The organism is Sphingomonas leidyi (assembly GCF_011761945.1).
In the GTDB taxonomy this organism is placed as follows: domain Bacteria; phylum Pseudomonadota; class Alphaproteobacteria; order Sphingomonadales; family Sphingomonadaceae; genus Sphingomonas; species Sphingomonas leidyi.
The window spans coordinates 393,406-418,563 of sequence record NZ_JAASQV010000003.1 but is presented as its reverse complement, the minus strand read 5'-3'; the positions used below and the strand labels follow the sequence as shown (position 1 = coordinate 418,563).

General features: G+C 69.5%; 28 protein-coding genes. 16 read left to right on the top strand and 12 right to left on the bottom strand.

Annotated features, from left to right (window positions below):
• Positions 1 to 106: 106 nt before the first annotated feature.
• Genes FHR20_RS17245 through FHR20_RS17235 form a run of 3 tightly spaced genes read left to right on the top strand, consistent with a single transcriptional unit; the run spans position 107 to position 3,283 of the window.
• Positions 107 to 1,528 (top strand): amidohydrolase, encoded by a 1,422-nt coding sequence (locus FHR20_RS17245; RefSeq protein WP_208413697.1) that lies wholly within the window; start codon positions 107 to 109, stop codon positions 1,526 to 1,528.
• Positions 1,528 to 2,847, top strand: a complete 1,320-nt coding sequence (locus FHR20_RS17240; protein WP_167300840.1) for an amidohydrolase family protein — start codon at positions 1,528 to 1,530, stop codon at positions 2,845 to 2,847. Before FHR20_RS17245 ends, FHR20_RS17240 begins: the two co-directional genes overlap by 1 nt.
• A 58-nt stretch (positions 2,848 to 2,905) precedes the next feature.
• A complete protein-coding gene (locus FHR20_RS17235; RefSeq protein ID WP_167300839.1) occupies positions 2,906 to 3,283 on the top strand; it encodes a hypothetical protein in 378 nt (125 codons plus the stop codon).
• A gap of 359 nt (positions 3,284 to 3,642) precedes the next feature.
• Here FHR20_RS17235 and FHR20_RS17230 read toward each other — a convergent pair whose 3' ends face one another.
• From FHR20_RS17230 to FHR20_RS17220, 3 genes are read right to left on the bottom strand one after another with little or no spacing between them, the layout of a single operon-like run.
• Positions 3,643 to 4,014 (bottom strand): VOC family protein, encoded by a 372-nt coding sequence (locus tag FHR20_RS17230; protein WP_167300838.1) that lies wholly within the window; start codon positions 4,012 to 4,014, stop codon positions 3,643 to 3,645.
• A gap of 34 nt (positions 4,015 to 4,048) precedes the next feature.
• On the bottom strand, positions 4,049 to 4,822 hold the full coding sequence (locus FHR20_RS17225; protein WP_167300837.1) for an SDR family NAD(P)-dependent oxidoreductase: 774 nt from the start codon (positions 4,820 to 4,822) through the stop codon (positions 4,049 to 4,051).
• 11 nt (positions 4,823 to 4,833) lie between these two features.
• Positions 4,834 to 5,214 (bottom strand): hypothetical protein, encoded by a 381-nt coding sequence (locus FHR20_RS17220; protein ID WP_167300836.1) that lies wholly within the window; start codon positions 5,212 to 5,214, stop codon positions 4,834 to 4,836.
• Between the two features lie 53 nt (positions 5,215 to 5,267).
• Between FHR20_RS17220 and FHR20_RS17215 the strand changes: the two genes are divergently transcribed.
• A complete protein-coding gene (locus FHR20_RS17215; RefSeq protein WP_208413696.1) occupies positions 5,268 to 5,900 on the top strand; it encodes a TetR/AcrR family transcriptional regulator in 633 nt (210 codons plus the stop codon).
• Positions 5,901 to 5,986: 86 nt separating this feature from the next.
• On the opposite strand, the gene FHR20_RS17210 is transcribed toward FHR20_RS17215, so the two are convergent.
• Positions 5,987 to 8,458 (bottom strand): PhoX family protein, encoded by a 2,472-nt coding sequence (locus tag FHR20_RS17210; protein ID WP_167300835.1) that lies wholly within the window; start codon positions 8,456 to 8,458, stop codon positions 5,987 to 5,989.
• Positions 8,459 to 8,620: 162 nt separating this feature from the next.
• Here FHR20_RS17210 and FHR20_RS17205 point away from each other — a divergent pair, with 162 nt between their 5' ends.
• From FHR20_RS17205 to FHR20_RS17190, 4 genes are all read left to right on the top strand, one after another.
• Positions 8,621 to 9,145, top strand: a complete 525-nt coding sequence (locus tag FHR20_RS17205) for a hypothetical protein (RefSeq protein ID WP_167300834.1) — start codon at positions 8,621 to 8,623, stop codon at positions 9,143 to 9,145.
• Positions 9,142 to 9,615, top strand: coding sequence for a hypothetical protein (locus tag FHR20_RS17200; RefSeq protein WP_167300833.1), 474 nt, complete (start codon positions 9,142 to 9,144; stop codon positions 9,613 to 9,615). The genes FHR20_RS17205 and FHR20_RS17200 overlap by 4 nt, the downstream gene beginning before the upstream one ends.
• Positions 9,612 to 10,055 carry a hypothetical protein gene (locus tag FHR20_RS17195; protein ID WP_167300832.1) on the top strand — a complete coding sequence of 148 codons (444 nt, stop codon included), beginning with the start codon at positions 9,612 to 9,614 and terminating at the stop codon, positions 10,053 to 10,055. Before FHR20_RS17200 ends, FHR20_RS17195 begins: the two co-directional genes overlap by 4 nt.
• Positions 10,056 to 10,224: 169 nt before the next feature.
• Complete coding sequence (locus FHR20_RS17190) at positions 10,225 to 10,587, top strand: hypothetical protein (protein WP_167300831.1); 363 nt, start codon at positions 10,225 to 10,227, stop codon at positions 10,585 to 10,587.
• 187 nt (positions 10,588 to 10,774) lie between these two features.
• Here the strand turns inward: FHR20_RS17190 and FHR20_RS17185 are convergent, their stop codons facing one another.
• From FHR20_RS17185 to gspG, 6 genes are all read right to left on the bottom strand, one after another.
• Positions 10,775 to 11,854, bottom strand: a complete 1,080-nt coding sequence (locus tag FHR20_RS17185) for a sialidase family protein (RefSeq protein ID WP_243857503.1) — start codon at positions 11,852 to 11,854, stop codon at positions 10,775 to 10,777.
• A gap of 73 nt (positions 11,855 to 11,927) precedes the next feature.
• Complete coding sequence (gspD, locus tag FHR20_RS17180) at positions 11,928 to 13,997, bottom strand: type II secretion system secretin GspD (RefSeq protein ID WP_286710763.1); 2,070 nt, start codon at positions 13,995 to 13,997, stop codon at positions 11,928 to 11,930.
• A gap of 11 nt (positions 13,998 to 14,008) precedes the next feature.
• Positions 14,009 to 14,839 carry a type II secretion system protein N gene (locus FHR20_RS17175; protein ID WP_167300830.1) on the bottom strand — a complete coding sequence of 277 codons (831 nt, stop codon included), beginning with the start codon at positions 14,837 to 14,839 and terminating at the stop codon, positions 14,009 to 14,011.
• Positions 14,839 to 15,207, bottom strand: coding sequence for a type II secretion system minor pseudopilin GspI (gene gspI, locus FHR20_RS17170; protein WP_167300829.1), 369 nt, complete (start codon positions 15,205 to 15,207; stop codon positions 14,839 to 14,841). Before gspI ends, FHR20_RS17175 begins: the two co-directional genes overlap by 1 nt.
• Positions 15,207 to 15,689 carry a prepilin-type N-terminal cleavage/methylation domain-containing protein gene (locus tag FHR20_RS17165; RefSeq protein ID WP_243857501.1) on the bottom strand — a complete coding sequence of 161 codons (483 nt, stop codon included), beginning with the start codon at positions 15,687 to 15,689 and terminating at the stop codon, positions 15,207 to 15,209. The genes gspI and FHR20_RS17165 overlap by 1 nt, the downstream gene beginning before the upstream one ends.
• Before the next feature lie 5 nt (positions 15,690 to 15,694).
• On the bottom strand, positions 15,695 to 16,174 hold the full coding sequence (gene gspG, locus FHR20_RS17160; RefSeq protein WP_167300828.1) for a type II secretion system major pseudopilin GspG: 480 nt from the start codon (positions 16,172 to 16,174) through the stop codon (positions 15,695 to 15,697).
• A gap of 39 nt (positions 16,175 to 16,213) precedes the next feature.
• On the opposite strand from gspG, the gene gspL reads away from it, so the two are divergent.
• The 4 genes from gspL to FHR20_RS17140 all read left to right on the top strand — a co-directional run bounded on the left by gspL (position 16,214) and on the right by FHR20_RS17140 (position 20,668).
• Positions 16,214 to 17,326: a type II secretion system protein GspL gene (gene gspL / locus FHR20_RS17155; protein WP_167300827.1), complete on the top strand. Its 1,113-nt coding sequence runs from the start codon at positions 16,214 to 16,216 to the stop codon at positions 17,324 to 17,326.
• Entirely contained in the window at positions 17,323 to 17,820 is a 498-nt protein-coding gene (gspM, locus tag FHR20_RS17150) for a type II secretion system protein GspM (protein WP_167300826.1), read from the top strand. Before gspL ends, gspM begins: the two co-directional genes overlap by 4 nt.
• On the top strand, positions 17,817 to 19,301 hold the full coding sequence (gene gspE, locus FHR20_RS17145) for a type II secretion system ATPase GspE (protein ID WP_243857499.1): 1,485 nt from the start codon (positions 17,817 to 17,819) through the stop codon (positions 19,299 to 19,301). Before gspM ends, gspE begins: the two co-directional genes overlap by 4 nt.
• A 140-nt stretch (positions 19,302 to 19,441) precedes the next feature.
• A complete protein-coding gene (locus FHR20_RS17140) occupies positions 19,442 to 20,668 on the top strand; it encodes a type II secretion system F family protein (RefSeq protein WP_167300825.1) in 1,227 nt (408 codons plus the stop codon).
• Positions 20,669 to 20,730: 62 nt separating this feature from the next.
• Here FHR20_RS17140 and gspN read toward each other — a convergent pair whose 3' ends face one another.
• Entirely contained in the window at positions 20,731 to 21,447 is a 717-nt protein-coding gene (gene gspN, locus FHR20_RS17135) for a type II secretion system protein N (RefSeq protein WP_243857498.1), read from the bottom strand.
• Between gspN and FHR20_RS17130 the strand changes: the two genes are divergently transcribed.
• The 3 genes from FHR20_RS17130 to FHR20_RS17120 are packed head-to-tail and all read left to right on the top strand — an operon-like array spanning position 21,447 to position 23,939.
• Positions 21,447 to 22,487, top strand: coding sequence for a penicillin-binding protein activator (locus FHR20_RS17130; RefSeq protein ID WP_167300824.1), 1,041 nt, complete (start codon positions 21,447 to 21,449; stop codon positions 22,485 to 22,487). The genes gspN and FHR20_RS17130 overlap by 1 nt on opposite strands.
• 7 nt (positions 22,488 to 22,494) lie before the next feature.
• Positions 22,495 to 23,064 carry a PulJ/GspJ family protein gene (locus FHR20_RS17125; RefSeq protein WP_286710753.1) on the top strand — a complete coding sequence of 190 codons (570 nt, stop codon included), beginning with the start codon at positions 22,495 to 22,497 and terminating at the stop codon, positions 23,062 to 23,064.
• Entirely contained in the window at positions 23,061 to 23,939 is an 879-nt protein-coding gene (locus FHR20_RS17120) for a type II secretion system minor pseudopilin (RefSeq protein ID WP_167300823.1), read from the top strand. The genes FHR20_RS17125 and FHR20_RS17120 overlap by 4 nt, the downstream gene beginning before the upstream one ends.
• A 39-nt stretch (positions 23,940 to 23,978) precedes the next feature.
• Here FHR20_RS17120 and FHR20_RS17115 read toward each other — a convergent pair whose 3' ends face one another.
• Positions 23,979 to 24,356 carry a hypothetical protein gene (locus FHR20_RS17115; RefSeq protein ID WP_167300822.1) on the bottom strand — a complete coding sequence of 126 codons (378 nt, stop codon included), beginning with the start codon at positions 24,354 to 24,356 and terminating at the stop codon, positions 23,979 to 23,981.
• 254 nt (positions 24,357 to 24,610) lie between these two features.
• Here FHR20_RS17115 and FHR20_RS17110 point away from each other — a divergent pair, with 254 nt between their 5' ends.
• Positions 24,611 to 25,060: a GNAT family N-acetyltransferase gene (locus FHR20_RS17110; protein WP_167300821.1), complete on the top strand. Its 450-nt coding sequence runs from the start codon at positions 24,611 to 24,613 to the stop codon at positions 25,058 to 25,060.
• Positions 25,061 to 25,158 lie beyond the last annotated feature (98 nt).

The following is a 25,158-nucleotide window of genomic DNA, read 5'->3' as shown; positions in this document are numbered from 1 at the left end:
ATGGGGATAGTCCAGAGTGGTTCAGTTTCTTTGCGAGGAAGGACGGCTTGCCAACTGGATAGCACCTGCGCGATCACTCGATCATTACGCAAGGGGGAGGATTCGCTTGATCCGGACGTTAATCATCTTTGGTGCGCTGGCGGGTCTCGCGGCCTGCGATTCCGGCGGCACCCGGGCGCAGAGCGCCGCATCCGATCCCGCCCCGGCGGCGAGCGGTCCCGGCAAGGGCAAGGGCTATAGCCACGATCCCTTCCCCTCGACCTATCGTGCCTATCCCGGCGCGCCGACGCTGTTGACCAACGTCACCGTGCTCGATGGCGAGGGCGGGCGGATCGATCGCGGGCAGGTGCTGTTCCGCGACGGCAAGATCGTCGCGGTCGGCCAGAATCTCGATGCCGCCGGCGCGACGGTGATCGACGGGCAGGGCAAATATGTCACTCCCGGCGTGATCGACATCCACAGCCATCTGGGCGACTATCCCTCGCCCGGCGTGCAGGCCAATTCGGACGGCAACGAGATGACCGGCCCGGTCACTGCCGAGGTCTGGGCCGAACACAGCGTCTGGCCGCAGGACCCCGGCTTCGGTCGCGCGCTCGCGAACGGGGGCGTTACCACGCTGCAGATCCTTCCCGGCTCGGCCAATCTGATGGGCGGCCGCTCGGTGGTGGTGAAGAACGTGTATGCCCGCACCATGCAGGGGATGAAGTTCCCCGGCGCGCCCTATGGCCTGAAGATGGCCTGTGGCGAGAACCCCAAGCGCGTCTATGGCTCGAAGGGCCGCATGCCCTCCACCCGGATGGGCAATGTCGCGGTCGACCGGCAGACCTGGGCGCGCGCGGTGGAATATAAGCGCCGCTGGGACAAATATGAGGAGAAGGGCGGCGAGGCGCCTGGCCGCGACCTTGCCATGGACACGCTGCGCGGCGTGCTGGAGGGCGAGATCCTCGTCCAGAACCATTGCTACCGCGCCGACGAGATGGCCGTCGTCATGGATATGGCCAAGGAGTTCGGCTACCATGTCTCGGCCTTCCACCACGCGGTCGAGGCATACAAGATCGCCGATCTGCTCAAGGCCAACAACACCTGTGCCGCCGTCTGGGCCGATTGGTACGGCTTCAAGATGGAAGCCTATGACGCGATGCCGGAGAACCTCGCCATCCTCGACAAGGAAGGCGCCTGCGCGATGATCCATTCGGACGACGCCAACGGCATCCAGCGGCTCAACCAGGAAGTCGCCAAGGCCCGGGCCTCGGGGATCAAGGCGGGCATGCACATCAGCGAGGAACATGCCTGGACCTGGCTGGCGATCAACCCGGCCAGGGCGCTGGGCATCGCCGACAAGACCGGCAGCCTCAAGCCCGGCAAGATGGCGGACGTGGTGCTGTGGAACGGCAATCCGTTCAGCGTCTACACCCGGCCCGAGATGGTCTGGGTCGATGGCGCGCTGCTGTACGACGCCAAGGATCCGAAGCGCCGGCCGGTTTCCGATTTCGAGCTCGGCCAGCCGGGCGAGGGGGATGTGAAGTGATGACCAGGAAGCTCCTTCTCGCCGCCACCGCGGCGCTTGCCCCGATGGCTTTCCTCGCCGCTCCCGCCGCGGCCCAGACCGTGGCGATCACCAACGCCAGGCTCGTGATCGGCGATGGCGGCCAGCCGGTCGAGGGCGGCACCGTCGTGATCCGCGACGGCAAGGTCGTCGCCGCCGGCACCGGCGTCGCCGTGCCCGCCGGCATCCGGGTGATCGATGCGGGCGGCAAATGGGTCTCGCCCGGCATCTTCGCCGGCTTCACGCGCCTGGGCATCGTCGAGGTCGACGGCGTCGACCAGACGAACGACACCGGTCCCGGCAATGTCGGCTTCCACGCCGCGATCGACGTGGCTCCGGCGGTGAACCCCAAGTCGAGCCCGATCGCGATCAACCGGGCCGAGGGCATCACCCGCGCCGTGGTCGCGCCCGACAATTCCGGCTCGATCTTCGCAGGCCAGGGCGCGATCATCGACCTGGGGGCGGACATGGACGCGGTCAGCAAGCCGCGCGCCTTCCAGTTCATGGAATGGGGCGAGAGCGGCGCGCGTGCCGCGGGCGGCAGCCGGCCGGCGGCCTATGCCGCGCTCAGGAACGTGCTGTTCGAAGTGCGCGACTATATCCGCGCGCCCGGCAGCTATGTCGATCGCGGCAAGGATGCCTTCCTCACCCGCGCCGATGCCGAGGCGCTGGTGCCGGTGGTGCAGGGCCGCATGCCGCTGCTCGTCCATGTCGAGCGCGCGTCCGACATGCTGGTGCTCCTCCAGCTCCGCAAGGAAATGCCGGGGCTCAAGCTGGTGTTCGTCGGCGCAACCGAGGGCTGGACCGTCGCGCCGCAGATCGCGGCGGCCGGCGTTCCGGTGATCGCCACCGCGCTCAACGATTTGCCCGAAAGCTTCGAGCAACTCGCCGCGAGCCAGTCGAACATCGGCCGCATGGCGGCGGCGGGCGTGGTCGTGGCGATCGGCACGATCAACCAGGACGAGGCCCGGCAGGCGCGCTGGGAAAAGCAATATGCCGGCAACCTCGTCGCGCTGACCAGGGTGCCGGGCGCCACCGGTCTCGATTGGGGCGCGGCCTTTGCGGCGATCAGCTCCCGGCCGGCCGAGGCGCTTGGCCTGGGCGGCGAATTCGGCTCGCTCAAGCCCGGCCGTCGCGGCGACGTGGTGATCTGGGACGGCGATCCGCTCGAGATCGGTACGTCGGCGGTGAACGTGTTCATCGACGGCGTCGAGCAGCCGCTGGAGAATCGCTGGACGCGCCTGCGCCAGCGCTATCTCGATCCGAAGGACGGCGCACTGCCCAAGGCATATCAGCGCTAGGAACCTTGGTTACGGTCCCGCATTGATTGCGGGACCGCTTTTTCTGGGAGAAACCGCGATGCGGATTATCGTGCCGATGCTCGCCGCGCTTGCGCTTGCCGGTTGCGGGGGCGGCTCGAGCAGCGTCAATCTCACCGCCAAGGATGCCGTGAATGCCGAACCGCTCAATGCGGCGGACGAGGCTGCCGCCGGCAATGCCGCCGAGACCAACTACAGCGCCGCGGTGCTGGCCCAGAACGACGCCCAGCGCGGGGCCACCTTCATCCGCGCGCTCCAGGATGCGCCCTTGCCCTGCGAGCATGTCGACGGCGCGACCCGCATCGCCGACCAGGACGGCGTGCCGACCTGGCGCGTCACCTGCAAGGGCGGGCTGAACTATATGATCGGCATTCCGAAGAACGGCGTCGCGAAGATCATCAGCCGCACGGATCGGTGAGGGCGAGGGGGGCGGCAGCCGCGGCGCGCCGGATGGGGCGGCGCCTGGGGTCAGGACTCATTCAGCGAACGCGTCATCCCCGCGTAGGCGGGGATCCAGGGTAATGCGAGATATCGGCGCCACCGCGCGAACGCCGCCCGGATAGGACAGGACGCGCCACACCCGTTCCGCGACTGGCCCTGGATCCCCGCCTGCGCGGGGATGACGAAAGAAATCAAAGTCTTGATCGAGGTTTGACCCTAGTGCGCGCGCCGCTTCTGCCATTCCTTGCCCAGGCAAGCATGCACTCCCCGCACGCAAGGGCCGCCGGCCGCCCTGCTTGCGGTTGAAGGTGTCCACCGGTCGTCGGGCTCGAACCGTCAGCCCAGCGGATCGGTGGTGAAGAATTCGTAGCTGTTGCCGTCGCCGTCCCAGACATAGACGCCGCGTCCGCGATTGTGGCGGTTGATCCTCCGGTCGCGGGCGAACGGCCCGGATCCGAACGGCACGTCACGCGCCAGGACGCGCTCCAGGATCGCGTCGAGGTCCGGGTCCTCGACCATGAAGGCGAAATGGCCGAACACGAAGGCGCCCTCGTCATGGAAGTCGAGCGTCAACCGGTCGTTGACTCGTACGGCCGCGAACGGTCCTGAAGCATATGCGGGCGCAGCGCCGATCAGGTCGGCGAAGAATTGCGCCGCCCCGGCCTTGTCGGTGCAGCGGACGATGGCGTGGTTGAGTTCGAAGCCCATGTCGCAAATGCCTTTCGGTGGGGAGGACCGGCGATCAGTGCATCAGCCGGCCGCCGGCGATGTCGAGCGTCGCGCCGGTCAGCCAGCCGGCGCTTTCCGACGCCAGGAACAGCGTCGCCGCGGCGACGTCGGCGGGCGTGCCGAGCCGCCGCAGCGGATGGGCATCGGCGATTTCCTGGCGCACGGCAGGCGGCATCCGTTCCGCCGTGCGATCGGTCAGCACTGCCGATGGGGATATGCAGTTCACCCGCACGCCATCGGGACCCAGGTCCTGGGCGAGTTGCCGGGTGAGCAGGATAATCCCCGCCTTCGCGACGCCATAGCCGAGCGGCGCCGCAGACGGTGCCCGGCCGGCAGTGGAAGCCATCGTCACCGCGGCACCGCGCCCGCTCTTCCGCAGGTCCGGCGCGAAGGTGCGCAATGTCAGGAACGTCGCGGTGACATTATGGTCCAGGCTCGACTGCCAGTCGCTCTCGGTCACCTGCTCGATGGGCGCGGGCCGGCTCGTGCCGCCTCCGGCGAAGGCGACCAGGATGTCGAGGCCGCCTTGTCGCGCGATCAGCGCGGCGCGGGCCGCCTCGAGCTGGTCGGCACTGGTGCAATCGAGTGCGATCGCCGCGTGCCCCGGCGAAATGGCGGCGAGCGAGGCATGGACGCCGTCGAGCCGCGCCCGGTCGCGCCCCGCGATCGTAACCCGGGCGCCGTTGTGCGCGAACCAGCGCGCCGTCTCGGCGCCGATCCCGCCGGAGCCGCCGGTGATCAGCGCGGTCTTGCCGGCGAGGTCGGGGAAAAGGGGAATATCGGGCATTGCGGCTTCCTTCAGACGTAACGGGACACGGCCATGCAGACGATGGTGACGACGAGCAGCGCGGCGGATGCGCGATAGCCGCCGGCGATGCGCCGTGGCGCTTCTCCGGATCGCAACGCCGGCCGGACCAGGGCGAGCTGGATGAGAAAGGCGAGGATGGCGGCGGCCGCGCCCGTCGCGAGGACCTGTTCGACCCGTTGGAAGCTTCCCTGGTGGAGCAGATGCCAGAGCAGCAGCCCCGACAGGATCGAGGCGCTTGCGGCACCGGTTTGCGGGCGGATCAGCCCGGTAGCGCCCTGGCCGCCATTCCTGGCGAGGACGAACGTCGATCCTGCCCAGAAGATCGACGACAGGACATGGACAGCGATGGTCAGGATCAGCAAGATTTGCATGTGCGAAGCTCCGGAGCGGGGGCTCGACTCAGATTTGATATACAGGATGTATAGTGAATATTCCCGGCAAATCGTCAAGGCCCTATGCGACCGAGAAACGCGACGCGAAGGCGGCGGAGACTCGTGCGCGCCTGGTGGCGGCCGCGCTGGCCATCCTGCGCGAGCCCGGTGGGCACATGTTGTCGCTCGACGCCGTAGCCAAGGCGGCGGGGGTCACCCGGCTGACGGTCTATAACCAGTTCGGCTCGCGCAACGGGCTGCTCGAGGCCGCGTTCGATGCGGTTGCCGAGCAAGGCAATCTGGCCAGCCTGGCCGATGCGATGGCGATGCCGGAGCCGCGCGGGGCGCTCGCCGGGGTGGTTCGCACCTTCTGCGATTTCTGGATGGCGCATGACGGGCTTGGCGGCATCTTCGCGGCGGCGGCCCAGGATGCCGAGCTGGGCGCTGCCCTGGCCGCCCGCAACGCGCGGCGGCGTGCCTTGCTGGGCGTTCTGGTCGATCGCCAGGGCGTGGCCGCGGGGCAGGCGAAGGCGGATATGGTCGACCTGCTGTTCACGCTCACCAGCTTTGCGACCTTTTCCAGCCTGCGCAACGAACAGCGTGACGGCGCGGCGGTGTGTGCGCTGCTGCTGCCGCTTTGCGACCGGATTCTTTCAGGCGCGGCGGATACGGCGCCGAGCGGATAGGGTGCGCCGGATCGCGCCGGCGCCGGCAGCAAGAAGGGAGGCCCCCTCGCGGGAGCCTCCCTCTCTGTTTCACCGATCCGTGAAGATCAGAGGCCCACTAGGCCGCCGTCATTCTTGGTGATGATCACGATCGCCGAGCGCGGGCGGATCGTGGCGCCGGCAGTGCCGGTCGCCTGGCTGTCCGGCCAATGGCTCGACGGCGTCGCAGGTGCGCCATTCTCGCCGGGATGCTGGATGCCGACGAACATGGTGCGGCCGTCCGGCGTGGTGTCCACGCCGGTGATCTCGCACTCGACCGGGCCGACCAGGAAGCGCTTCAGGTTCGCGCCCGGCGCCGCGCCGATGCGGGTCGCCTGGGTCGCCGTGGCGCCGCCGGAGCCCGTATTGGTGATCGTACGCGCGCCGCCGTCGCCGACGGTGCCCGGCTGGGCCGCCAGCATCATGCAGTTGGTGACGTCGGTATAGGCGCCGTCGTCGGTCTGGATCCACATCAGCGGCTTCACCAGGCCCGAGGCGTTGCTCGCGCGGCCGAACCACAGGCCGTCCGGGCTCGAGAAGTCGTTGTCCGCGGTCAGGCCCGACAGGTTGATGTTGGTCGCATTGAGGTCCGCGCCCGCACCAAAGGCATAGATGTCCCAAGTGAAGCTGGTGGCTTCGGTATTGGCTTCCTTCAGGCGGATGATGTGGCCGTTGGGGTTGCCGTACTGCGCCGTCTGCGCCGCGCCATAGGGGTCGTTATAGTGGCGCGGATTGGCGGCGTCGGTACCGTTGAGCGGACGGTTGGCGGCGTTGTTGTTGGTCAGGGTCAGATAGACTTCGCCGGTCACCGGGTTCACCGCGGTCCATTCCGGGCGGTCCATCGGCGTGGCGCCGGCCACGTCCGCGGCCAGACGGGTGTTGACCAGTACGTCCGCCTGGTTCGCGAACGGATAGACGGTGCTCGACGCGTCGATGCCGTTCTGGCCAAACACCAGCGGCAGCCAGGTGCCGGTGCCGTCCGCGTTGAACTTGGCGACATAGAGCGTGCCGGCATCGAGATACTTGTCGCCGATCGCCAGACGATCGGTCGCATTCGCATCCGCGGCCGCCCAGGCGGTGCTGGAGACGAACTTGTACAGATATTCGCGGCGCGCGTCGTCGCCCATGTACCAGGCCGGCTTGCGGCCGGCGACGAACGCGCCCGGCCAGCAGCCCTCATGGCCCATGCGGCCCAGCGCGGTGCGCTTGCGAGGCGCGGCCGACGGGTTGTACGGATCGATCTCGACCACCCAGCCGAACTGGTTCGGCTCGTTGCGATAGTCGGTGAGCGCATCCGCTGCGGTCGCGCGGGCATCCCAGCGGCGGAACGTGGTGTTCGCCGTGTCGGCGGCGGTCACCGTCGACCAGCCATAGCTGCCCGAGCTGCTCGTCACTCCATAGCGGCTGAGCGAAGTGACTTCCTTGGCGGTGCGGGCGGCATTGTCGCCCGAACGGCGGAAATAGCCGGCCCAATTCTCTTCGCAGGTCAGCAGCGTCGCCCAGGGCGTGTAGCCATTGGCGCAGTTGTTGATCGTGCCGCGGCCCGCCACGCCGGTCGGCGAATAGGGGGTCTTGAGCAGGTCCGAACCCTTGACCGGGCCGTTGAACACCATGGGGGTGTTCGGCGTGACGCGGCGGTTGAGAGTCGAAGTGGCGGAGAACGACCAGCTGCCGTTGGCGGCCTGCGAATATTCGACGACCGAAACGCCGTGGCACTCGATCTCCTTGATCGCCTCCGCCTCGGGACGGACACCGCCGGTGGAGGTGGGGCCGTTCGGATGGAGATATTGCTGGTTGATGTTCTCGTGGTTCTGCACGATCAGGCCGCGGGTCGAGCTGGTGTCGTCGCGGGCGCCCGAAGTGCCCAGGCCGAACCAGAACAGCGCGTCGCCATGGTCGCCGATGCGGTTCGCGTACCCGGTGTCGGTGCCGTCATTCTTGTAGGCCGCGGCGCCGCCGACGATCGGGTCGCCCAGGCGGGCGCCGATCTGCACGGTGTAGCCGGCCGGAACGGTGACGACGTCGTTCTTGTTCTTCGCGACGGCGGTGAAGCCGAGCACGGCCGGGCTGACGGTGATCGTGGTGCGCGCGGTCGTCGGCTTGCCGGCGGCGTCGGCGGCGGCGAACTGGAACACCAGCGGGGTGGCGGCGCTCACGCTCGGCGCGATGAAGTTGGCGGTGTTGCTCGCGGCGCTGTTCAGCGTCACGGTCGGGCCGCTGATCTGGCTCCAGGCGGTGGTGAGGCCGTTGCCGCCCGTCGCGGTGCCGGTGAGGGTGACGACGCGGCCCGAAGTGGTCGCCGCGTCGGCGCCCGCGTTCACGGTCGGGCCCGCACCGGTGTCCGTGACCTTGCTGTCGCAGGCGGCGAGGACCGAGCCGCCCATGGTGGCCGCGACGATCGCCGCACCGCCGCGCTGAAGCGTCGCGCGACGCGAGTAGCGCTGGGCCGCGAGGTCGTTCAGCGTCGGGCCGTTGTTGTGAATGTTGGTGTCGACGTCACCATCGGTATAGCCGAAGCCCGTCTCGGTCAGATTGGTCATGGAAACCCCCAAGCAGCCGAGTCACTGGCGACCCGGTTGGCCGGTCCTTGGAAGCGTGACATGACGCCAGCATGCGATTGCGGTTTCGCAGGCGTGACTTTTATGTTTCCGATCCATGACGCTTTGCGCGGGCCGGCGGCAGCGTCTAGGCAGGCACGCGACATGAACCCCGCCGAGCCCGATCCCGCACCGCCGCCCGCGCCGGCACAAAGCCTGTCGCATCGGCTTTCCGCGGCGCTTGGCGCGATGCCGCTGCCCCGCGGCTGGCATGCCGCGGCGGCATTCGGCGCGTTGCTTGCCGCCGGGCCGCTGCTGACCCTGGCGGGCGCCACCTTGCTCGCGCAACATGAAAGAAACGCGACAGTCCGGTTGCAGGCGCAACTTGCGCTGCGGCTCGGGGCGGAAGCCACCGCGCGGGCGGCGCGCACCGCGCTCGCCAATGCCGCCGGCCGCGCCGCGCCGGGGCAGGTGCTCGAGGTGCTGGCCGGCGCGCTTCCCGCCGATGCCGGGCTCATGCGAGTCGAGCGGACCCGCGATGGCGGGCTGGAACTCGACGTCGCCGGCTCCGATCCCGATACGCTGCGCGCCGCGATCCGCCGTGCGCCCGAACTCGCCGGCATGCGCAACACCAGCCAGCGGCGGACCGACGCGGCGATGATCGTTTCGATGCGCGAGGACGCGCAATGAGGTGGCGGCCGCCTCCGATGGCGGTCGGCGGCATCGCCGGCCTGGGCGTGGCGCTGCTGCTCGCGCCGGCCACCGGCAGCGCGCTGGGCGATCTCGCCGCGGCGCGGGCCGAGCATGCCCGGCTCGCCGCGCTCGCGGCCCGGCCGGCATCCCCGCCGCCCCTGCTGGCGCCCGGGCTGGGCCTGCGCGCTGCAGACGCGGCGGCGGGGCGGGGGGCGATCCTGTCGCGGGTCCGCGCCCTTGCCCGATCGGGCGGCGTGCTGGTGGAGGAAGCGAGCGTCGCCCAGGCCCCCGCCGGCGTGGCCGCGCTGCGCATCCGCGTCTCGGGTGCGGAGAAGGCAGTGATCGCGCTTGCCGACGCGCTGGAGCGGGGCAGGCCGCTGATGCGGATGCGCAACTGGCGGATCGAGCCGATCCCCGAGGGCGGCGGCATCCGACTGATCGGAGAGGTGGTGGCGGCATGGCAATGAAGCTGCGCCCCGAGGGGATCCTGCTCGCCGTCGCCGGTGCGTTGGCGATCGCCATGCCCGCTCTGCTGCTGCCCGGCGAGGCCGGCAGAGCGCCCAGGTCTGCGCCCGTCCCTGCGCCGATCGGGGCCGGCACGATGCCGGCGCTGGCGCGCGTCTATGAGCGGCCGCTGTTCGGCGCTGCCGAGCCCGCCGAAGCGCCCGCCGACGCGCCGCGGCTCGTCGGCATCGTCGGCCGGCTCAATGTCGATGCGGTGGCGCTGGTCAAGGCGAGCGACGGGGCGACCCGCACGCTCGGGATCGGGGAAAGCGTCGACGGCTGGAGCCTGGCCAGCCTGGCGATCGACGCGGCCTTCTTCACGCGCGGCAGCGAGCGGGTGCGCGTGCCCCTGCCGATCGAGCCGGGCGGGGGCGATGCCGCGCCGAGCGAAACGGGCCCGTAGCGCCCGATCGCCGCCCCGCGTGGCGGAGCCGTGAAATGCGCGAAACGGTGGTTTCCAGCCAGCCTGCTTTGCGGCAGAATATGGCATCGACGATTGCCGAGGATCCGCGACATGTCCCGAGCCACGAACCCGAATCTGCGATTTTCCGATTTCGGCTTTGAGGTGACGGATGTTCGAATGGATCGAGGAATACGCCAAGCACGCCACGCTTAACTTCGGCCAGGCATTACAGGGGCTTCGATATCTGCTGACGCATCCCAGGGTGGATCGCGTGGCGGAACGTGGCAGCCTTGGCCATGCGTGGCTTTCGCTGAAGATGCGAAGCGGGCTTGTCGCCAATGACCTGTTCTTCGCGATTTTGCCCCCGCGCTGGCATCATAGCAGGGAGGAGCTGGCCGGGTTCCGCGCGGTTCCTTTCAGGCGCTGGTTCCAATATGGCTATTGTGCGTGGCGCTTTACCGATACCGGGGCGTTGCGGGAGGACCTTTCCGGCGTCGACCGCCGATGGGACCCGCGTTGCGACGACGAATGAAGGGTGCTGCCCCGGTGGCGAACCGGGGCAGATTCCGCGGCCATCCCCTTTCCGCTCCCCTCCCGGCAAGGGAGAGGCTGGGGGCGCCCGCCAGCGCGCCCTGGGCCCAGGCTCGATCGGCAAACCCCGTCACCCCTGCGCAGGCGGGGTGACGTCGAAAGATCAGATATTTGCTTGGGTTTCCATCCTAGTCCGTCAGGCGCGCCGGATCGACGACGACGTGACGGATCCGCTGCCGGTTCCAGGTATAGGTGATGTGCACCAGCCCGTCGGCCGACTGGATCACCGCCGGATAGGCATAGCCATCGGGCAGCGGCTCGGTTTCCAGCGTCAGTGCCGGGCGCCAGTACACGCCGTCGCGCGATATCGCGATGTTGAGCGGATAGCGCCTGCCGGAGCCGGGCGTCTCGGGCCGTTGGGCGGCGTGATTATAGACGATCAGCTGGCGCCCGTCCTTGAGCGTCACGGCATCGGTGCCCGAATTGGGATTGGGAAGGTCGACGGCGAACAGCTTGCCCCAACTCTTCCCGTTGTCGGCCGATTGGGTCGCCGCCAGCACGCCCTCGCGCGTGCGGGCGATCGCCTCCAGCCTGCCGCCGGGCAGGAACAGGATGCTGGGCTGGATGGCGTCGAAACGTGCGTCGGGGTCGACGGGGGCGGTTGCCGACCAGCGCTTGCCCGCGTCCTCGCTACGCTCGAAATGCAGCTTCCAGCGCCCGCTGCCTTCATCCTCGGTGCTCGACGGCGAAAGCCAGGCGCCGTCCTCCAGTATGACCGGCTTGTTCTTGATCGGGCCAAGGATGCCCGCCGGCAGCCGCTGCGCCTTGCCCCAGCTGCGCCCGCCGTCGGTGGAGGTGATCACCATGCCCCACCAGCGCTGCGGGCTTGGGCCGGCCTTGTAATAGAGGTGCAGCGGCCCGGCCGGATCCTGGAAGAGGACGGGGTTCCAGGTCGGCAGGCGGGTGCCGTCCGGCTGGATGCCGTTGGCGACCGATTTCGGCGTTTCCCAGCCCCCTGCGCTGCGCCGCGCGAACCAGATCTCGACGTCCGGACTCCGTTCGTGCGTGCCGCCGAACCAGGCGGCGGCAAGCGTGCCGTCCGGGGTCTGCACGATCGTCGAGGCATGGCTCTGCGGATAGGGCGCGGCCTGATAGATGAACTCGCGCAGCAGCACCGCGCCCTCCCGCTCCGGCGTGGCGGCCAGGGGCGCGCCCCTCGGGGCCGCCGAAATCGGAAGCGCCAGGGCAAGCATCAGGATGCGAATCATCGGGAAGGCTGCCCCTTTTTGCGGACGAAGAGAGTGATCCGACAGGGCGCTGCCGTGCGGCGGCGCCGGCCCCTCAATAAATCCCGTCGATCTCCACCGTCAGCCGCGGCGCCGGCGGCGCGAGCAACAGGCTGCCGCGCTTGGAATTGGCGATCTCGTCCGCCCGCAGCCGGTTGTAGCGGTCCTTCGACGCGGCCGTCGCATCGGCGCCGTCGCGCAGGATCGTCGGCTTCAGGAAGATGAACAGCGTGCGCTTCTGGTGCGATTCCCGTCGGCTCTTGAACAACTCGCCCACGATCGGGATGTCGCCCAGGATCGGTACTTGCTGGCGCGCATCGGTATAGTCGTCGGCGGTCAGCCCGCCGAGCACGATCGTCTGGCCATTGTCGGCGAGCACCGTGGTGGTGATCGCGCGGCGGTTGGTGACGAGATCGGATGCCGCCTGGGTCTGCGCCTCGGCGATCGACGACGCTTCCTGGTTCACCTGCAGCCGGATCGTGTCGCCGGCATTGATCCGCGGCAGCACCCGCAGCGTGATGCCCACGTCCTTGCGCTCGATCGTGGTGTACGGGTTCACGGTCGAGGAATTGGTCAGGATCGAGCCGGTGAGGAACGGCACGTTCTGGCCGGAGACGAACTCGCCGGCGACATTGTCGAGCACGGTGAGCTGCGGAGTGGAGAGCAGGTTCGCGCGGGTCGAACTGCCGAGCGCCTGGACCAGCACCGAGAAATCGTTGCCGATCGCGAAATTGGCGTTGAGGCCCGTGCCGATCGCCCCGGCCGCCGGCACCTTGAGCGCGGTCAGGATCTGGCCGAGCGACACGCCCGCCTTGTCGAACGACGTCGCCACGCCCTTGACCTGGTTGATCACCGCGCCGCTGGTGCCGATCTGCACGCCCAGCGCTTCCGCATCGTCGCCGGTGATCTCCGCGATCGCCGCCTCGATCAGCACCTGGGGGCGGCGCACGTCGAGATCGGTGATCAGCGGCTCGATCGAGGCGATCGCCGCCGGCGTGCCGCGGATCACCACCGCGTTGAGTTCGGGGGCCGGCTGCACGGTCAGGTCCGGCGTGGAGAAGCCCTTGGGCGTCTGCGTCTGCACGCTCTGCATCGTCGTGCCGCTGGTATTGGCGCTCTGCATCGCGCTGCCGATGCCGCCGCCGGTCGAGGCCGCGCTGTTGGGCAGTGCCGAGAGGTTCTGGCTGTTCTGGCTCAGGCGCGCGAATGGATTGGCATTGCCATTGCCCAGGCTGGTGGCGATCGGATTGTCGGCGCTGTCGCCCTGGCCGAGCACGCCGCGCAGCACGTTGGTCACGGTCTCGGCATCGGCATAGTTCAGGCGGAACATGCGGGTGATCGGCGTCGCGCCGCCCGGCTGGTCGAGCGAGATCAGCATCTTGCGCGCCTCGGCGACCGAGGCGGGCGTGCCGCGCACGATCACCGTGTTGCTGCGCGCATCGGCCGCCACGCGCGTGCCTTCGCCCAGCACCGTCTGCAGCGACTGGGCCACGTCGGCCGCGTTGCCGTTCTTCATCGCCAGCGTGAAGAAGGTCGCGCCGCTGCCGCCGTCGAGCTGGCGGGCGATCGCCTCCACGCGGCGGACATTGTCGGCATAGTCGGTGATCACCACGGCATTGGGCGTGCTCAGCGGCTCGACGCTGCCGAAGGTCGCGACCAGCGGGCGCACCACGCGGGCGACGTCCGCCGCCGGCACGTTCTGGAGCCGAACCATCCGCGTCACCAGTTCCTGGCCCGATACGCCCCGGCTCGGGATGCCGCCGTCGCGCACCGCATTGGCCGCCGGCACGATCCGCCAGGCCCGGCCCGAGCGCACCGCCGCGAAGCCGTTGGCGCGCAGCACCGACTGGAACAATTCCCACACGCCCGACGGCGACAGCGGCGTCGAGGAAGTGACGGTCACCACGCCCTTCACGGCCGGATCGAGGATCAGCGTGCGGCCGGTGATGCGCGAGATCTGGTCGGCGACGTCGGAAATCTCGACGCCGCGCATGTTCACCACCACGTCGCCGGTGCCGGCATCCTGCGGGGCGGGCGCGGAGCCGGGTGCGGTCTGGGCGACGGCGACCGTGTCGAGGGCGATCCCGGCGAGCGCGAGGGCGGCGATGGCGGAGCGAATCTTCACGGAGAGTCTTTCTAGCGGAGCGGCAGGGTAAGCGTCAGCCGCTTCCCGTCGCGCAGGACCTGGATCTGGGCGGAGCCGCTCGCCTGGGCCGCCGCGAAGGCGCCCTGTGCGGCAGTGGGGTCGGAAAGCGAGGTGCCGTTGACGGACTGGATGACGTCGCCCGCCACCATGCCCGGCGGGCCATTGTCGCCGATGCGATAGCCGCCCGATACGGGCGTCGCGTCGAAGCGCTGGAGGATGCCGGCCACCGTTGCCTGGGGCGGCGCGGCGGCGGGGGTGGGCGGGGCGCCCGGCGTGCGGGCCGGCGGCGGTGCGCCCGGTGCGGTCACCGGGTTGGCGGCAGGCGCCGGCGGCCGGCCGGCCGCGGCGGCCTGGCGCTGCTCGGGCGTCAGCGTCGGATCGGGGAAGGCGAGGAATTCGCTCCGCCCGCCACTGGCCAGGATCACCCGGTCGGGTAGGATCGCCTGGATCGTCGCGCCTTCAATGGCGTCGCCCGGCTTGTAGGTCTTGGGCGGCTGTCCGCTCACCGAGATGAAGGCAGTCGAAAGCGCGCTGGGGCTCGCCGCGATCACGCCCTTCAGCTCCAGGGGCAGGCCGGTCGCCTGGCCGGCCTCGGAAGCCGGCGCCTTGCCGAACGGCGCGAGCGCCACCGCCGCAGCGATGTCCGGCGCCATGGCCGGGCCATTGCTGCCGGTGGGCACGGTGATGGCCCCGGTGCCGGCATGGCCGGCGATCCGCCAGGTGAGGCCGGCGAGCGCCACCGCCACCGAGACGACCATCGCGCCGGTGAACAGGTTGAGCCCGATGCGCGCCTGGCGCGGCGTGAGGGTGAGGGCGGCCATTACAGCTTGCGTCCGTCCACGAAGCCGTCGAGCGATGCAAGCGCGCTCTTCTCGGCGCCGGCGAATACCTCGATGCGGACGCGCTCGATCTCCGGATCGTCGGTCCGCCGCCGCGCGACCGCGACGCGCCATTGCTGGCCCATCATCTCCACCTGCTCCCGGCCCGGTGCGTGCGCCTCCAGTTCGGCGAGCCGGTTCTCGGCGACCCACATGGCAGTGGTGCGGCGCTCCATCGCCCGCGTGGAATCGATGTGCGATTCCACCGTGCGCATCAGGCCCACCGTGGCGATGGCGAGCACGGCCAGCGCGACCAGCGCTTCGATGAGGGAGAAGCCGGCATCCCCGTCATGCTCCGCAGCCCCGGCCATCACGAAGCCCCCACCGGGAACGCGCGCACGGTCATCCCGTCATAGACGACGGTCCAGCGCCGCTGCCCGCTCTCGATCACCGCCTGCATCGGCTTGCCCGCGCCGTCGACGCCGAGCACCACCGGCGGCTTCACGTTGAGCGTCATCACCATGCCGCCCGGCAGCTTGTGGAAGCCGAACGCGTCGTCGGTGCGCGGCACTGCCTTGCCGTCGGCGCTCAACACCGCGAAGCCATAGCCGTTCTTCTGCACGGTGAAGGCGATCGTCCTGTCGGCGAGCATCGCGTCGTCCGCGGCGGCCTGGAGCCGCGTCGCCAGCCGGCGCGCCTCGGTCTCCACGCTCGGCGCGCGCGTCACCGATCCCATGCCGAGCGCCACGGCGCCCGCCATCACGCCGATGATGGCCAGCACGATCATCATCTCGATCAGTGTCATGCCCTCGTCGGAGGGGCGACGACGCATCGCGATGTCGGCCCCCCGCATGCGGTTCAGCCCTTGCCTTCGATATCGGCGTCCACGCCTTCGCCGCCCGGCTTGCCGTCCTTGCCGAGCGAGCGGATCGTGAAGGTGCCGCCCTCCGAACGATATTCGTACGGCTTGCCCCAGGCGTCGAGCGCGGGCGCGGAGAGATAGCCGCCCTGCGGGAAGGTCGCGGGCAGCGGGGGCGTGGTGGTCTTCTCGACCAGCGCCTTCAGGCCCTGCTCGGTGGTGGGATAGTCGCCATTGTCGAGCCGGTACATCTTGAGCGCGCCCGAGATGGTGGCGATGTTGCTCTTGGTGGCGGTGACCTTCGCCTCGTCGGGCCGGCCCATCACGTTCGCGGCGACGAGCCCGGCGACGATCGCGATGATCACCAGCACGATCATCATCTCGATGAGCGTCAGGCCGGCCTCGCCATCGGGAACGGCGTGCTTGCGGTCATGCACCTTAGGTGCGATGTCATGGAACTGTTTCAAAACTATGCGCATCCCCGCCCCATGCGTCCTGCCCATGAAGCAAATGTGACAATGAGCCCAAACACCAGGGGTGCGTCCGACCCATCAGAGCCGCCCGCCGCGGGCGTGTGGACGCTGGCGGGTGACCGCCTGATCATAGCCGCGCGGGACTGGCCCGCAACCATTCTCGTCCCCACCGGGCAGGTGCGGCTGCTGGCGGTCGATCTGCCGCTGCCCAGCCATGCGCGCCGCGTCGCGGCCCTGCCCTTTGCTATCGAGGATCGAATCGCCGAGCCGGTCGATTCGGTGCATCTCGCGCTTGGCGGCCAGATCGCGCCGGGCCGCTATCTGGTCGGCGTGGTCCGCCACGAAGCGATGGCGCGCTGGATCGCCCAGGCCGAAGAGGCCGGCATCGGCCATGCCGCGATGGTTCCCGAGGTGCTGACCCTGCCGCGTCCGGCCGAAGGCTGGGCAGTGTCGCAGGCCGGCGGCCGCGCCGCGGTGCGCGATGCGGAAGGAACCGGCTTCGAAGTTCCCGCCGACTTGCTCCGCCCCGCCTGGGAAGCTGCCGGGCGTCCGGGCGTCACCAGCTATGGCGAGCGCCTGCCCGACGACATGCAGAAGGGCGCGGCCACGCTCGATCCTTCCGCCGTCGGGCCCGGCGCGGGCGCGGCCGTCGCCACGCTCGACCTGCGCCAGGGCGCCTATGCGGTGCGCAAGACCGCGCGCTCGGGCCTGTGGCGCAAGTTCGTCTGGGTCGCCGCGATCGGTGCCGCCGCGCATGCCGTGATCGCACTGGGCGACGTGATCATGCTGCGCAACATCGCCGATCGGCGCGAGGCGGAGGCGCGCGCCACGGCCTCGCTCGCCGCGCCCGGCGTGACGCTGGGCGACGATCTCGCCAATTCGATCACCGGCATGCTGCCGGCCGGTGGCGGTGCGCGGGTGCCGCAGCCGTTCGTGCCGCTCGTCACGCGCGTATCGGGTGCGCTCGGGCCGCTGGCCGGCGCGTTCGCGGTGCGGGCCATGACCTTCGAGGGCAAGCTGCTCACGCTCGATCTCGACGCCTCGCCCGATACGGAGCTGGCATCGCGGATCGAGGCGACGCTCAAGGCTGCCGGGATAGGGGCACGCGTCGTCCGCTCGCCCGAAGGCGCGATCCGCATTACTGCGAGCGCCGCATGAGACTGATTCTCGCCCGCATGCCGGCGCTCGACGCCGCGCTGATCCGCTTCGACGGCTGGTGGACCGGCCGCAGCCGCCGCGAGCAGGCCATGCTCGGCGTCCTGGCCCTGTTCCTCGCCGCGCTGGTGCTGGTCTATGGCGTGGTCAAGCCGCTCCAGGCCGCCCGAGCCTCGGCGCTGCAGGATATCCGCACCTATGAGACGCTCACCGCCCGCATCCGCGCCGCGGGCACGCTTTCGCCGAGCCAGCCCCAGCGCCGCCAGGGCTCGCCGGCCGAGGTGATCAACGGCTCCGTGGGGGGCTTCGGCCTTGCCGCGACCGTCGCGCCGATCCCCGACGGTGCGCGTGCGACGATCGCCGATGGCAGCTATGATTCGGTCATGGCCTGGCTCGCCGATCTCTCCGCGACCAGCACTCTGCGCATCCGGCGGGTCGACCTCCGGCGCCGCCCGGAGCCGGGCCGGGTCAGCGCCACCGTGGATTTCGGCGGATGAACGAGATGCTGATCCTCACCGACCAATCCCCCGCGACGCTGCCCTATGGCTTTGCGCGCCGGAACGGGGTGCTGCTGCGCGTCACCGATGCCGGCCTGGAGTGCGTCCACAAGGCGGGCGCCGCGCTCGACGGCCTGCTCGAAGTCCAGCGCCTCGCCCCCGCCGCGCGCTTCGTCTCGGTGGCCGACGACCAGTTCGACGCGGCGCTGAGTGCCGCCTATTCGGGTGCCGGCGCCGCCGCCGACATCGATCTCGGCGACATGGACCTGGCCGCGCTTGCCGACAGCGCCGCCAGCGTGGACGACCTGCTCGACACGCGCGACGACGCCCCCGTCATCCGCCTGATCAACGCGCTGCTCCTCGAAGCCGTGCGCGAAGGCGCGTCGGACGTGCATATCGAGACGCAGGAGAAGCGCCTGGTCGTCCGCTTCCGCATCGACGGCGTGCTGCGCGACATGATCGAGCCGCCGCGCGCGCTCGCGCCGCTGCTGGTCAGCCGCATCAAGGTGATGGCCAGGCTCGACATCGCCGAGCGCCGCATCCCCCAGGACGGCCGCGTGACGCTGCGGATCGGCGGCCACGACGTCGATGCCCGCGTCTCGACCATCCCGACCCAGCATGGCGAGCGGGTGGTGATGCGCCTGCTGGAGAAGGGGTCGCTCCGGCTCGACATGGAAGTGCTGGGCATGAGCGCGCGCGATCGCGGCGTGTTCACGCGCCTGCTCGAGCGCCCACACGGCATGCTGCTCGTCACCGGCCCCACCGGTTCGGGCAAGACCACGACGCTCTACGCGGCGCTCAATCGCCTCAACGATCGCAAGCGCAACATCATGACCGTCGAGGATCCGATCGAATATGAGCTGGCGGGCATCGGCCAGACCCAGGTCAATCCGCGCACCGACATGACCTTTGCCCGCGGCCTGCGCGCGATCCTGCGCCAGGATCCCGACGTGATCATGGTCGGCGAGATTCGCGACCAGGAGACTGCGCAGGTCGCCGTGCGCTCGTCGATGACCGGGCATTTCGTGCTCTCGACGCTGCACACCAACAGCGCGGTCGGCTCGGTCACTCGTCTGATCGACATGGGAGTCGAGCGCTATCTGCTCGCCCCGATGGTCGTCGGCCTGTGCGCCCAGCGCCTTGTCCGCAAGCTCTGCCCGAGCTGCGCCAGGCCCGACGAGGCGAGCGAGGCGGACTCGCTCCTTCTCGGCGGGGCGATCAAGCCGGGCAAGAAGATCTGGCGCGCGGTCGGCTGCCCGGAATGCCATGGCGAGGGCTATCGGGGGAGGGCAGGCCTCTACGAAGTCGTCGCGGTCGACGAGAAGTTCCAGAAGCTGATCCATGACGGCGCCTCCGAGGCCGAGCTCGAGGCTCATGCCCGCAAGGACAATCCGAGCCTGCTCGACGATGGCATCGCGAAGGTGAGGGCCGGGGTGACCACGGTGGAAGAGGTGGCCCGGGTGGTGAGGGACGAAGCATGAAAATCCTCCCCGGCACGGGGAGGGGGACTGCGACCGGTAGCGTCGTGGTGAAGGGGGCTCTCCGCAGGCGAGACCCTTGCGGCGCCCCTCCTCCACTGGCCTGCGGCCGCTTCCCCTCCCCGTGCCGGGGGGGAATATAGATGCCCGCCTATGCCTATCGCGCCGCCGACAAGGCCGGCGCTTCGAAGAGGGGCATCATCGAAGCCTCCAGCCCCGCCGCCGCGCGCGCGCTGCTGCGCGAGCAGGCGCTGCTGCCGCTTTCCGTCGAGATGGCGGCCGAGAAGGGCGCCAGTTTCGGCACGATCCAGTTGCCCCGCTTCCGCCGCGCCGGCCTGTCTTCCAAGGCGCTGGCCACCGTCACGCGCCAGGTCGCCACGCTGGTCGGCTCGGACATCGCGATCGAGGAAGCGCTGCGCCTGGTCGCCACCCAGTCCGAGCATGCGCCCACCAGCTCGCTCCTGCTCGACGTGCGCGCCGCGATCCTCGACGGGCGCAGCTTCGCCGCCGCGCTGGCGCAGCATCCCGGGGCCTTTCCCGAATTCTACCGCGCCTCGGTCGCGGCGGGCGAGGCGTCGGGCAAGTTGCCCAACGTGCTCAACCACCTTGCCGAGTTCGTCGAGAACCGCCAGGCCAATGGCCAGAAGCTCCAGCTCGCCCTGATGTATCCCGCGCTGCTCGCGCTCGTTTCGTTCGGCATGATGGCGCTGCTGCTCGTCTATATCGTGCCGGATATCGTGAAGGTGTTCGTCTCGCGCGGGGCCGACCTGCCGTTCCTCACCAAGGCGCTGATCGCGGTGAGCTGGTTCCTCCAGAATTTCGGGCTGTACCTGCTGCTCGGCCTTGCCGTGGCGGCGCTCGTCTTCTTCCGCTGGGCGCGGGTGCCGGCCAATCGGCTGCGCATCGATCGCTTCTTCTCGGAGCGCCGCCCCTTCCGCCGTTTCAGCCGCCAGCTGAGCGCCGCCCGCTTCGCCGGCAGCCTCGCCACGCTGGTCGGCAGCGCCGTCCCCCTGGTCGATGCGCTGCATGCCGCGGCGGCGGTCACGCCCAATCGCTGGGTGCGCGAAAGGGCACTCGGCGTCGCGTCGCGGGTCCGCGAAGGCATCAGCCTGCGCGCCGCGATGGGCGAGGCGGGGGTCTTCCCCTCGATGCTCGTCGCGATCGTCGCCTCGGGCGAGAGTTCGGGGAGGCTGGCGCCGGCGCTCGACCGCGCCTCGCACGAGCTGCAGCGCGAGCTGGACGCGATCGTCGGCACCCTGGTCGCGCTGGTGGAGCCGCTGGTGCTGCTGGTGATGGGCGGGCTGGTGCTGATGATGGTGCTGGCGATCCTGCTGCCGATCATCAACCTGAACAATCTGGTGGGGTTGTAAGCCAAGGCAATCGTCATCCCGCCTTTGCGGGGCTGACGATATCGGATTGCGCGGTCAACGCATCACATCTGCCCCTGCACCCTGGCTCCGCCCGGCAGCCCGACGAACGGCAGGATCGCCGCGCCCTCCGGCGTCATCGCGATGTCGAGCGCGCCGTCCTCGGACAGCACCGCAGTCATCAGCGTCTTCAGCCGCTGGGCCGAGGGCGCCACCCGGATCGTCGTGCGATCGCCGACATGCTCGGCGGTGATCAGCAGCGCCGGCACCGCCACCGGCCCGCCGCCGCTCTTCGCGCGGCAGCTGCCCGGATCGGTGGTCACTTTGCCGTCGGCCATGCGGGCACCGCCGCCCGAGGCGATGCGCTGCATCTCGACCTGCAGGGTCAGGTTGCAGGTGAAGGGCAGGTTGGGCTGGAGCGCGCGGAGCAGGCTCGCATCGGCCGAGCCGCTGACATGGTCGAGCACCGTCCGCCCGCCCAGGTGCTGGAGCATCTGCCCGCCCAGATCGGTGTCCGGCCCGGTCGCCTTCCAGTCGGCCGCAAAGGCCAGGCTGGTCAGCGAGCGCAGCGGCGCCATGTGCCAGGCGAAGGTCGCGCCGCCGGCGATGCCGACTTCGCCGTTCCACACCGTGCCCGCCACGCCCGTGCGCCAGGTGGCGTCCCGGAAGATCACGCTCGCCGGCATCGTCACGAGCAGCGCGAGCAGATACGCCCCTATGCCGATCAGGGCGAAGAGGATAATAGACCGCCGTGCCCCGCTTCCCTCTCCCAGAGTCGGCAATGGATCGACGGACCCTGCTGAAGTCGCTGCAATCAGGCCTGGTCGCGTCAGCGGCATCGGTCGTGCTTCCCTCGCATGTGTTCGCAGCGGAGAAGAAGGACAAGCGCCCGATCGCCCTACTGCTGCCGCTCACGGGCCCGCGAGCGCGGCTGGGCCTTAGCATGCGCCAGGCGGCGTTGCTCGCGGAAAACAGCGCCTATGTGCAGAGCTTCGACACGGGCGGCACCGCGGCCGGCGCCGCCGGTGCGGCCGCGCAGGCACTGAAGCTCAAGCCGGCGCTGGTCCTGGGGCCGCTCTCGGCCGAGGAAGTGCCCGCCGTCTCCAGCACCATCGCCGGCCGCGTGCCCGTGATCGCGTTCAGCAACGATTCCGTGCTGCGCGCGCCGGGCACCTGGATCTTCGGGATCACCGCGGGCCAGGTGACCACCGCGATCCTGCGCTATGCCCGCACCCGCGGCGTGAAGACCGTGACGATGATCGACGACGGCTCGCCCTGGAGCGCCGCCGCCGCGCTCGCCGCCGGCAAGAGCGAGGGCGAACTCGGCATCACCGTCCATGTCCTCCAGGTGAAGCCTGGCCAGCCGCTCCCCGCGCCGGGCGAGGCGCCGGACGCCGTGCTGCTGCCCGGCAGCGGCGAGGCGGTTCTGGCCGCGGCGCGCGCGCTCAAGGACACCGGCGTGCAGCTGCTCGGCACTTTCCAGGCGCTCGACAACCGCCCCCAGGCACTCGCGGCGCTCGACGGCGCCTGGTTCGCCAGCCCCGATCCGGGTGCCTTCGGCACCTTCGCTGCCGCCTTCCAGGCCCGCAACGGCGGCGAGCCTGGCACGATCGCCGCACTCGCCTATGACGCGGCGGGCATCGCCAATACGCTGCGTGCCGACAACCGGCTGGGCATGGAGGGGTTGATGGACGCCAAGGGCTTCCACGGCGTCACCGGACCGGTCCGCTTCCGCACCGACGGCTCGGTCGCCCGCGACTTCGCGATCGTGGTCGCCGGCGAGACCGGCTACACGCCGGTGGCGTCGAGCTCGGGTTCCTGAGGCCGAAGTGCTTCGTCCCGTTCCCCGCTGTCGCGACGAAGGAGGGGCCGAGCAGGGCTTTACCCTGATCGAGCTGATGATCTCGCTCGGCCTGTTCGCGCTGATCGCGGTGGCGGGCCTCGCACTGGTCGACGGCATCATCAAGGTGCAGGGGCGTACCGAGAAGCGGCTCGATCGCCTCGCCGATCTCCAGCGCGCGATGTTCGTGGTGTCGAGCGATATCGACCAGATCGCGTTCGGCCGCGTCTCGGGTGGCGGCGAGAAGCTGAACTTCACGCGCGCCGCGCCCGGTTTTGGCGGGCCGGCGGTGCCGCTGCAATATTCGGTGGCCAACGGCAATCTGGTGCGCGGATCGGGCGCGATGCTGCAGACCGTGGTCGGTGGCGTCGCCAATGTCCGCTGGCGCTTCCTCGACGGCGGCGCCTGGGCCGATCGCTGGCCGTTGCGCGACGAGGACAAGGACAGATGGCCGCGCGCCATCGCGATCGAGCTGCAGGCAATCGGACCCGGCGGAACGCCCGGGGCGCTGCGCCGCGTGGTGACGCTGCCCGATCAGGCGGAGTATCCGAAGCAATGAAACGGGCGGGCGAAGGCGAAGCGGGGATGATCCTCGTCAACGTGCTGATGTTCGTCGCGATCGCGTCCGGGCTTGTGCTATTGCTAATCAATCGCGAAGAATTGGCGCTCGATCGCGCGCTGCGCACGCGCGAGGCGGCGCGCGCGCTGGCGGTGGTGCGCGGCGGCGAGCTTTCCGCCGTGGTGGCGCTCCGCCGCGACATGGTGGTCGCTCCCAATGAGGACAATCTCACCGAGCCCTGGGCCCGATTGTCGGAGAGCGGCGCGCCGATCGAGGGCGGCACCTTCGATCTCGCGATCGCCGATGCCGAGGGGCGCTTCAACTTGAATGCCCTCCGCGCAGGCGATGCCGGCGCGATCGTGCTGTTCCAGACGATCGCCAAGGATGTGGGGCTGTCGCCGGACGATGCGGTGAAGGCGATCACCTATGTCCGCCTCTACGGCCCGATCACCGACATCCGCCCGCTGCGCCTGGCGGGTCTGGATCCGGAGGCGACTGCCCGGTTGGAGCGGCTGGTGACGGCCTTGCCCGGCACCACGACGATCAACCTCAATGCCGCCGATCCCGATATGCTGCGCATCCTCTTTCGCGATCCGCTGGCGGCGCAGCGGCTGGCCGAGATCCGCAAGCGGAACGGCAAGCTCATCCTCAAGGACCTGAGCGACCAGAACCTCGCGCTGCCCTGGGGCACCAGCTTCCGCTCGGGCACCTTCTGGGTCCGTACCCGTGCGACGATCGGCGGCACCAGCCAGCAGGCCGCCGTGCTGATCCAGCGCGTGCAGCATACCGATGGCAAGATCGCGGTGGGCGTGGTCGAGCGCTGGCGCGGGGCGTCGGTGCCGCCCGAGGCGCCGGCGTTCGTGGCGGGGCGTTAGGTGCGGGTTGGCAGGGGCGAGGCGCGCGCTGAAGGGGGGTTAGCCGCCGTTCGAGCCCGCAGGGATGTAGACGGCATTCGACGAGGGGACAGCCTGCAAGTCCCAGCCGAAGGTTGCTGCGGCTGCCTTTGCTGCATCGCGTATCTCCTCCCAGACCGGGTGCTCGCGGAGAGCTGCCTCAGTCCAGAATGATGCATGCTGCTCGCCGACCATTTTGGAAAGCAACTGGTTCAAGATGTTGATCGCCTTTCGCTGCTCATCCGAAAACTCCGCCTCGTGTCCGACCATCTCATAAAGGCCATCTTCGAAGTCGAGGGCTAGCTCGTCCGCTTTGCAGACGAAGTCGGGAAAGAGGGAGAGCTGAATGCCGGCGGGCTGAGCCAAGGCGATGACCGCTCTCTGCAGTTGATTGCGCATTGCTCCTTCTATCACCTGTGCGCGAATTCATCCATCAGGGTGGAAACCGCCATCGGAACGAAAGCGGACACATTGCCAGCAACTCGCATCGCCGCCGTTGCCAAGCCTCCCCGCGCCCGCTATCCGCGGGGTTCATCGATTGGATTTGCCTCTGCCTGCCATTGCCCAAGGCCCGGGAGCTTCGGTTCCCGCCTGAACCAGGATCCGCCTCGCCGCCAAGAGCGGCGGGCATTTTTGGCATGTGAGATCAAGAAATGTCAGACGACAAGTTTGCGCTCGTCGCCTGCGCGCGTGACGGGACCATTGCGTCCCCATGCGAGCGGGCGCGCGAAATCGACCAGGCATGCGCAGCCACCGCAGCGATGTACGACCGGTTGGGCTTCGATCCGCCCTGGATCGGATATATTGCCATATCGTCCGGCACGGCCGTCGGCGGCGGCGCCTTTGTCGGCGCTCCCGCCGATAATCGCGTCGAGATTGCCTATTTCACCCTGGCCGATCACCGGCGCACGGGCGTGGCCACGCAAATTGCCCGGAGGCTGGTCGAGATCGCGCGGCATCACGCGCCCGGCATCGCGCTCTATGCGAAGACGATGCCGGAGGAGAATGCATCGACGCGCATTCTCACCAGGCTCGGTTTCCGGAGGATCGGTACCGATATCGATGACGAGATCGGCGAAGCCTGGGCCTGGTTGCTTCGGTGACCCGGCGGCCGGGGCACCGCCAGGTGCTCCGGCCAAGCGGGGCGTGGCGGGCGGGACTCGATCGGCAGACCCGTCATCCCCGCGAAGGCAGGTTTCGG

Bases quoted from the DNA above. Each gene is read 5' to 3' on its own strand.
- gspG (WP_167300828.1), bottom strand. From the start codon at position 16,174: ATGCGCATAGTTTTGAAACAGTTCCATGACATCGCACCTAAGGTGCAT.
- FHR20_RS17225 (WP_167300837.1), bottom strand. From the start codon at position 4,822: ATGCCCGATATTCCCCTTTTCCCCGACCTCGCCGGCAAGACCGCGCTG.
- FHR20_RS17235 (WP_167300839.1), top strand. From the start codon at position 2,906: ATGCGGATTATCGTGCCGATGCTCGCCGCGCTTGCGCTTGCCGGTTGC.
- gspM (WP_167300826.1), top strand. From the start codon at position 17,323: ATGAGACTGATTCTCGCCCGCATGCCGGCGCTCGACGCCGCGCTGATC.
- FHR20_RS17165 (WP_243857501.1), bottom strand. From the start codon at position 15,689: ATGCGGGGGGCCGACATCGCGATGCGTCGTCGCCCCTCCGACGAGGGC.
- FHR20_RS17175 (WP_167300830.1), bottom strand. From the start codon at position 14,839: ATGGCCGCCCTCACCCTCACGCCGCGCCAGGCGCGCATCGGGCTCAAC.
- gspI (WP_167300829.1), bottom strand. From the start codon at position 15,207: ATGGCCGGGGCTGCGGAGCATGACGGGGATGCCGGCTTCTCCCTCATC.
- FHR20_RS17210 (WP_167300835.1), bottom strand. From the start codon at position 8,458: ATGACCAATCTGACCGAGACGGGCTTCGGCTATACCGATGGTGACGTC.
- FHR20_RS17140 (WP_167300825.1), top strand. From the start codon at position 19,442: ATGCCCGCCTATGCCTATCGCGCCGCCGACAAGGCCGGCGCTTCGAAG.
- FHR20_RS17195 (WP_167300832.1), top strand. From the start codon at position 9,612: ATGAAGCTGCGCCCCGAGGGGATCCTGCTCGCCGTCGCCGGTGCGTTG.
- FHR20_RS17110 (WP_167300821.1), top strand. From the start codon at position 24,611: ATGTCAGACGACAAGTTTGCGCTCGTCGCCTGCGCGCGTGACGGGACC.
- FHR20_RS17230 (WP_167300838.1), bottom strand. From the start codon at position 4,014: ATGGGCTTCGAACTCAACCACGCCATCGTCCGCTGCACCGACAAGGCC.
- FHR20_RS17130 (WP_167300824.1), top strand. From the start codon at position 21,447: ATGGATCGACGGACCCTGCTGAAGTCGCTGCAATCAGGCCTGGTCGCG.
- FHR20_RS17115 (WP_167300822.1), bottom strand. From the start codon at position 24,356: ATGCGCAATCAACTGCAGAGAGCGGTCATCGCCTTGGCTCAGCCCGCC.
- FHR20_RS17240 (WP_167300840.1), top strand. From the start codon at position 1,528: ATGACCAGGAAGCTCCTTCTCGCCGCCACCGCGGCGCTTGCCCCGATG.
- FHR20_RS17205 (WP_167300834.1), top strand. From the start codon at position 8,621: ATGAACCCCGCCGAGCCCGATCCCGCACCGCCGCCCGCGCCGGCACAA.
- FHR20_RS17190 (WP_167300831.1), top strand. From the start codon at position 10,225: ATGTTCGAATGGATCGAGGAATACGCCAAGCACGCCACGCTTAACTTC.
- gspE (WP_243857499.1), top strand. From the start codon at position 17,817: ATGAACGAGATGCTGATCCTCACCGACCAATCCCCCGCGACGCTGCCC.
- gspL (WP_167300827.1), top strand. From the start codon at position 16,214: ATGAGCCCAAACACCAGGGGTGCGTCCGACCCATCAGAGCCGCCCGCC.
- FHR20_RS17185 (WP_243857503.1), bottom strand. From the start codon at position 11,854: ATGATTCGCATCCTGATGCTTGCCCTGGCGCTTCCGATTTCGGCGGCC.
- FHR20_RS17120 (WP_167300823.1), top strand. From the start codon at position 23,061: ATGAAACGGGCGGGCGAAGGCGAAGCGGGGATGATCCTCGTCAACGTG.
- FHR20_RS17220 (WP_167300836.1), bottom strand. From the start codon at position 5,214: ATGCAAATCTTGCTGATCCTGACCATCGCTGTCCATGTCCTGTCGTCG.
- FHR20_RS17200 (WP_167300833.1), top strand. From the start codon at position 9,142: ATGAGGTGGCGGCCGCCTCCGATGGCGGTCGGCGGCATCGCCGGCCTG.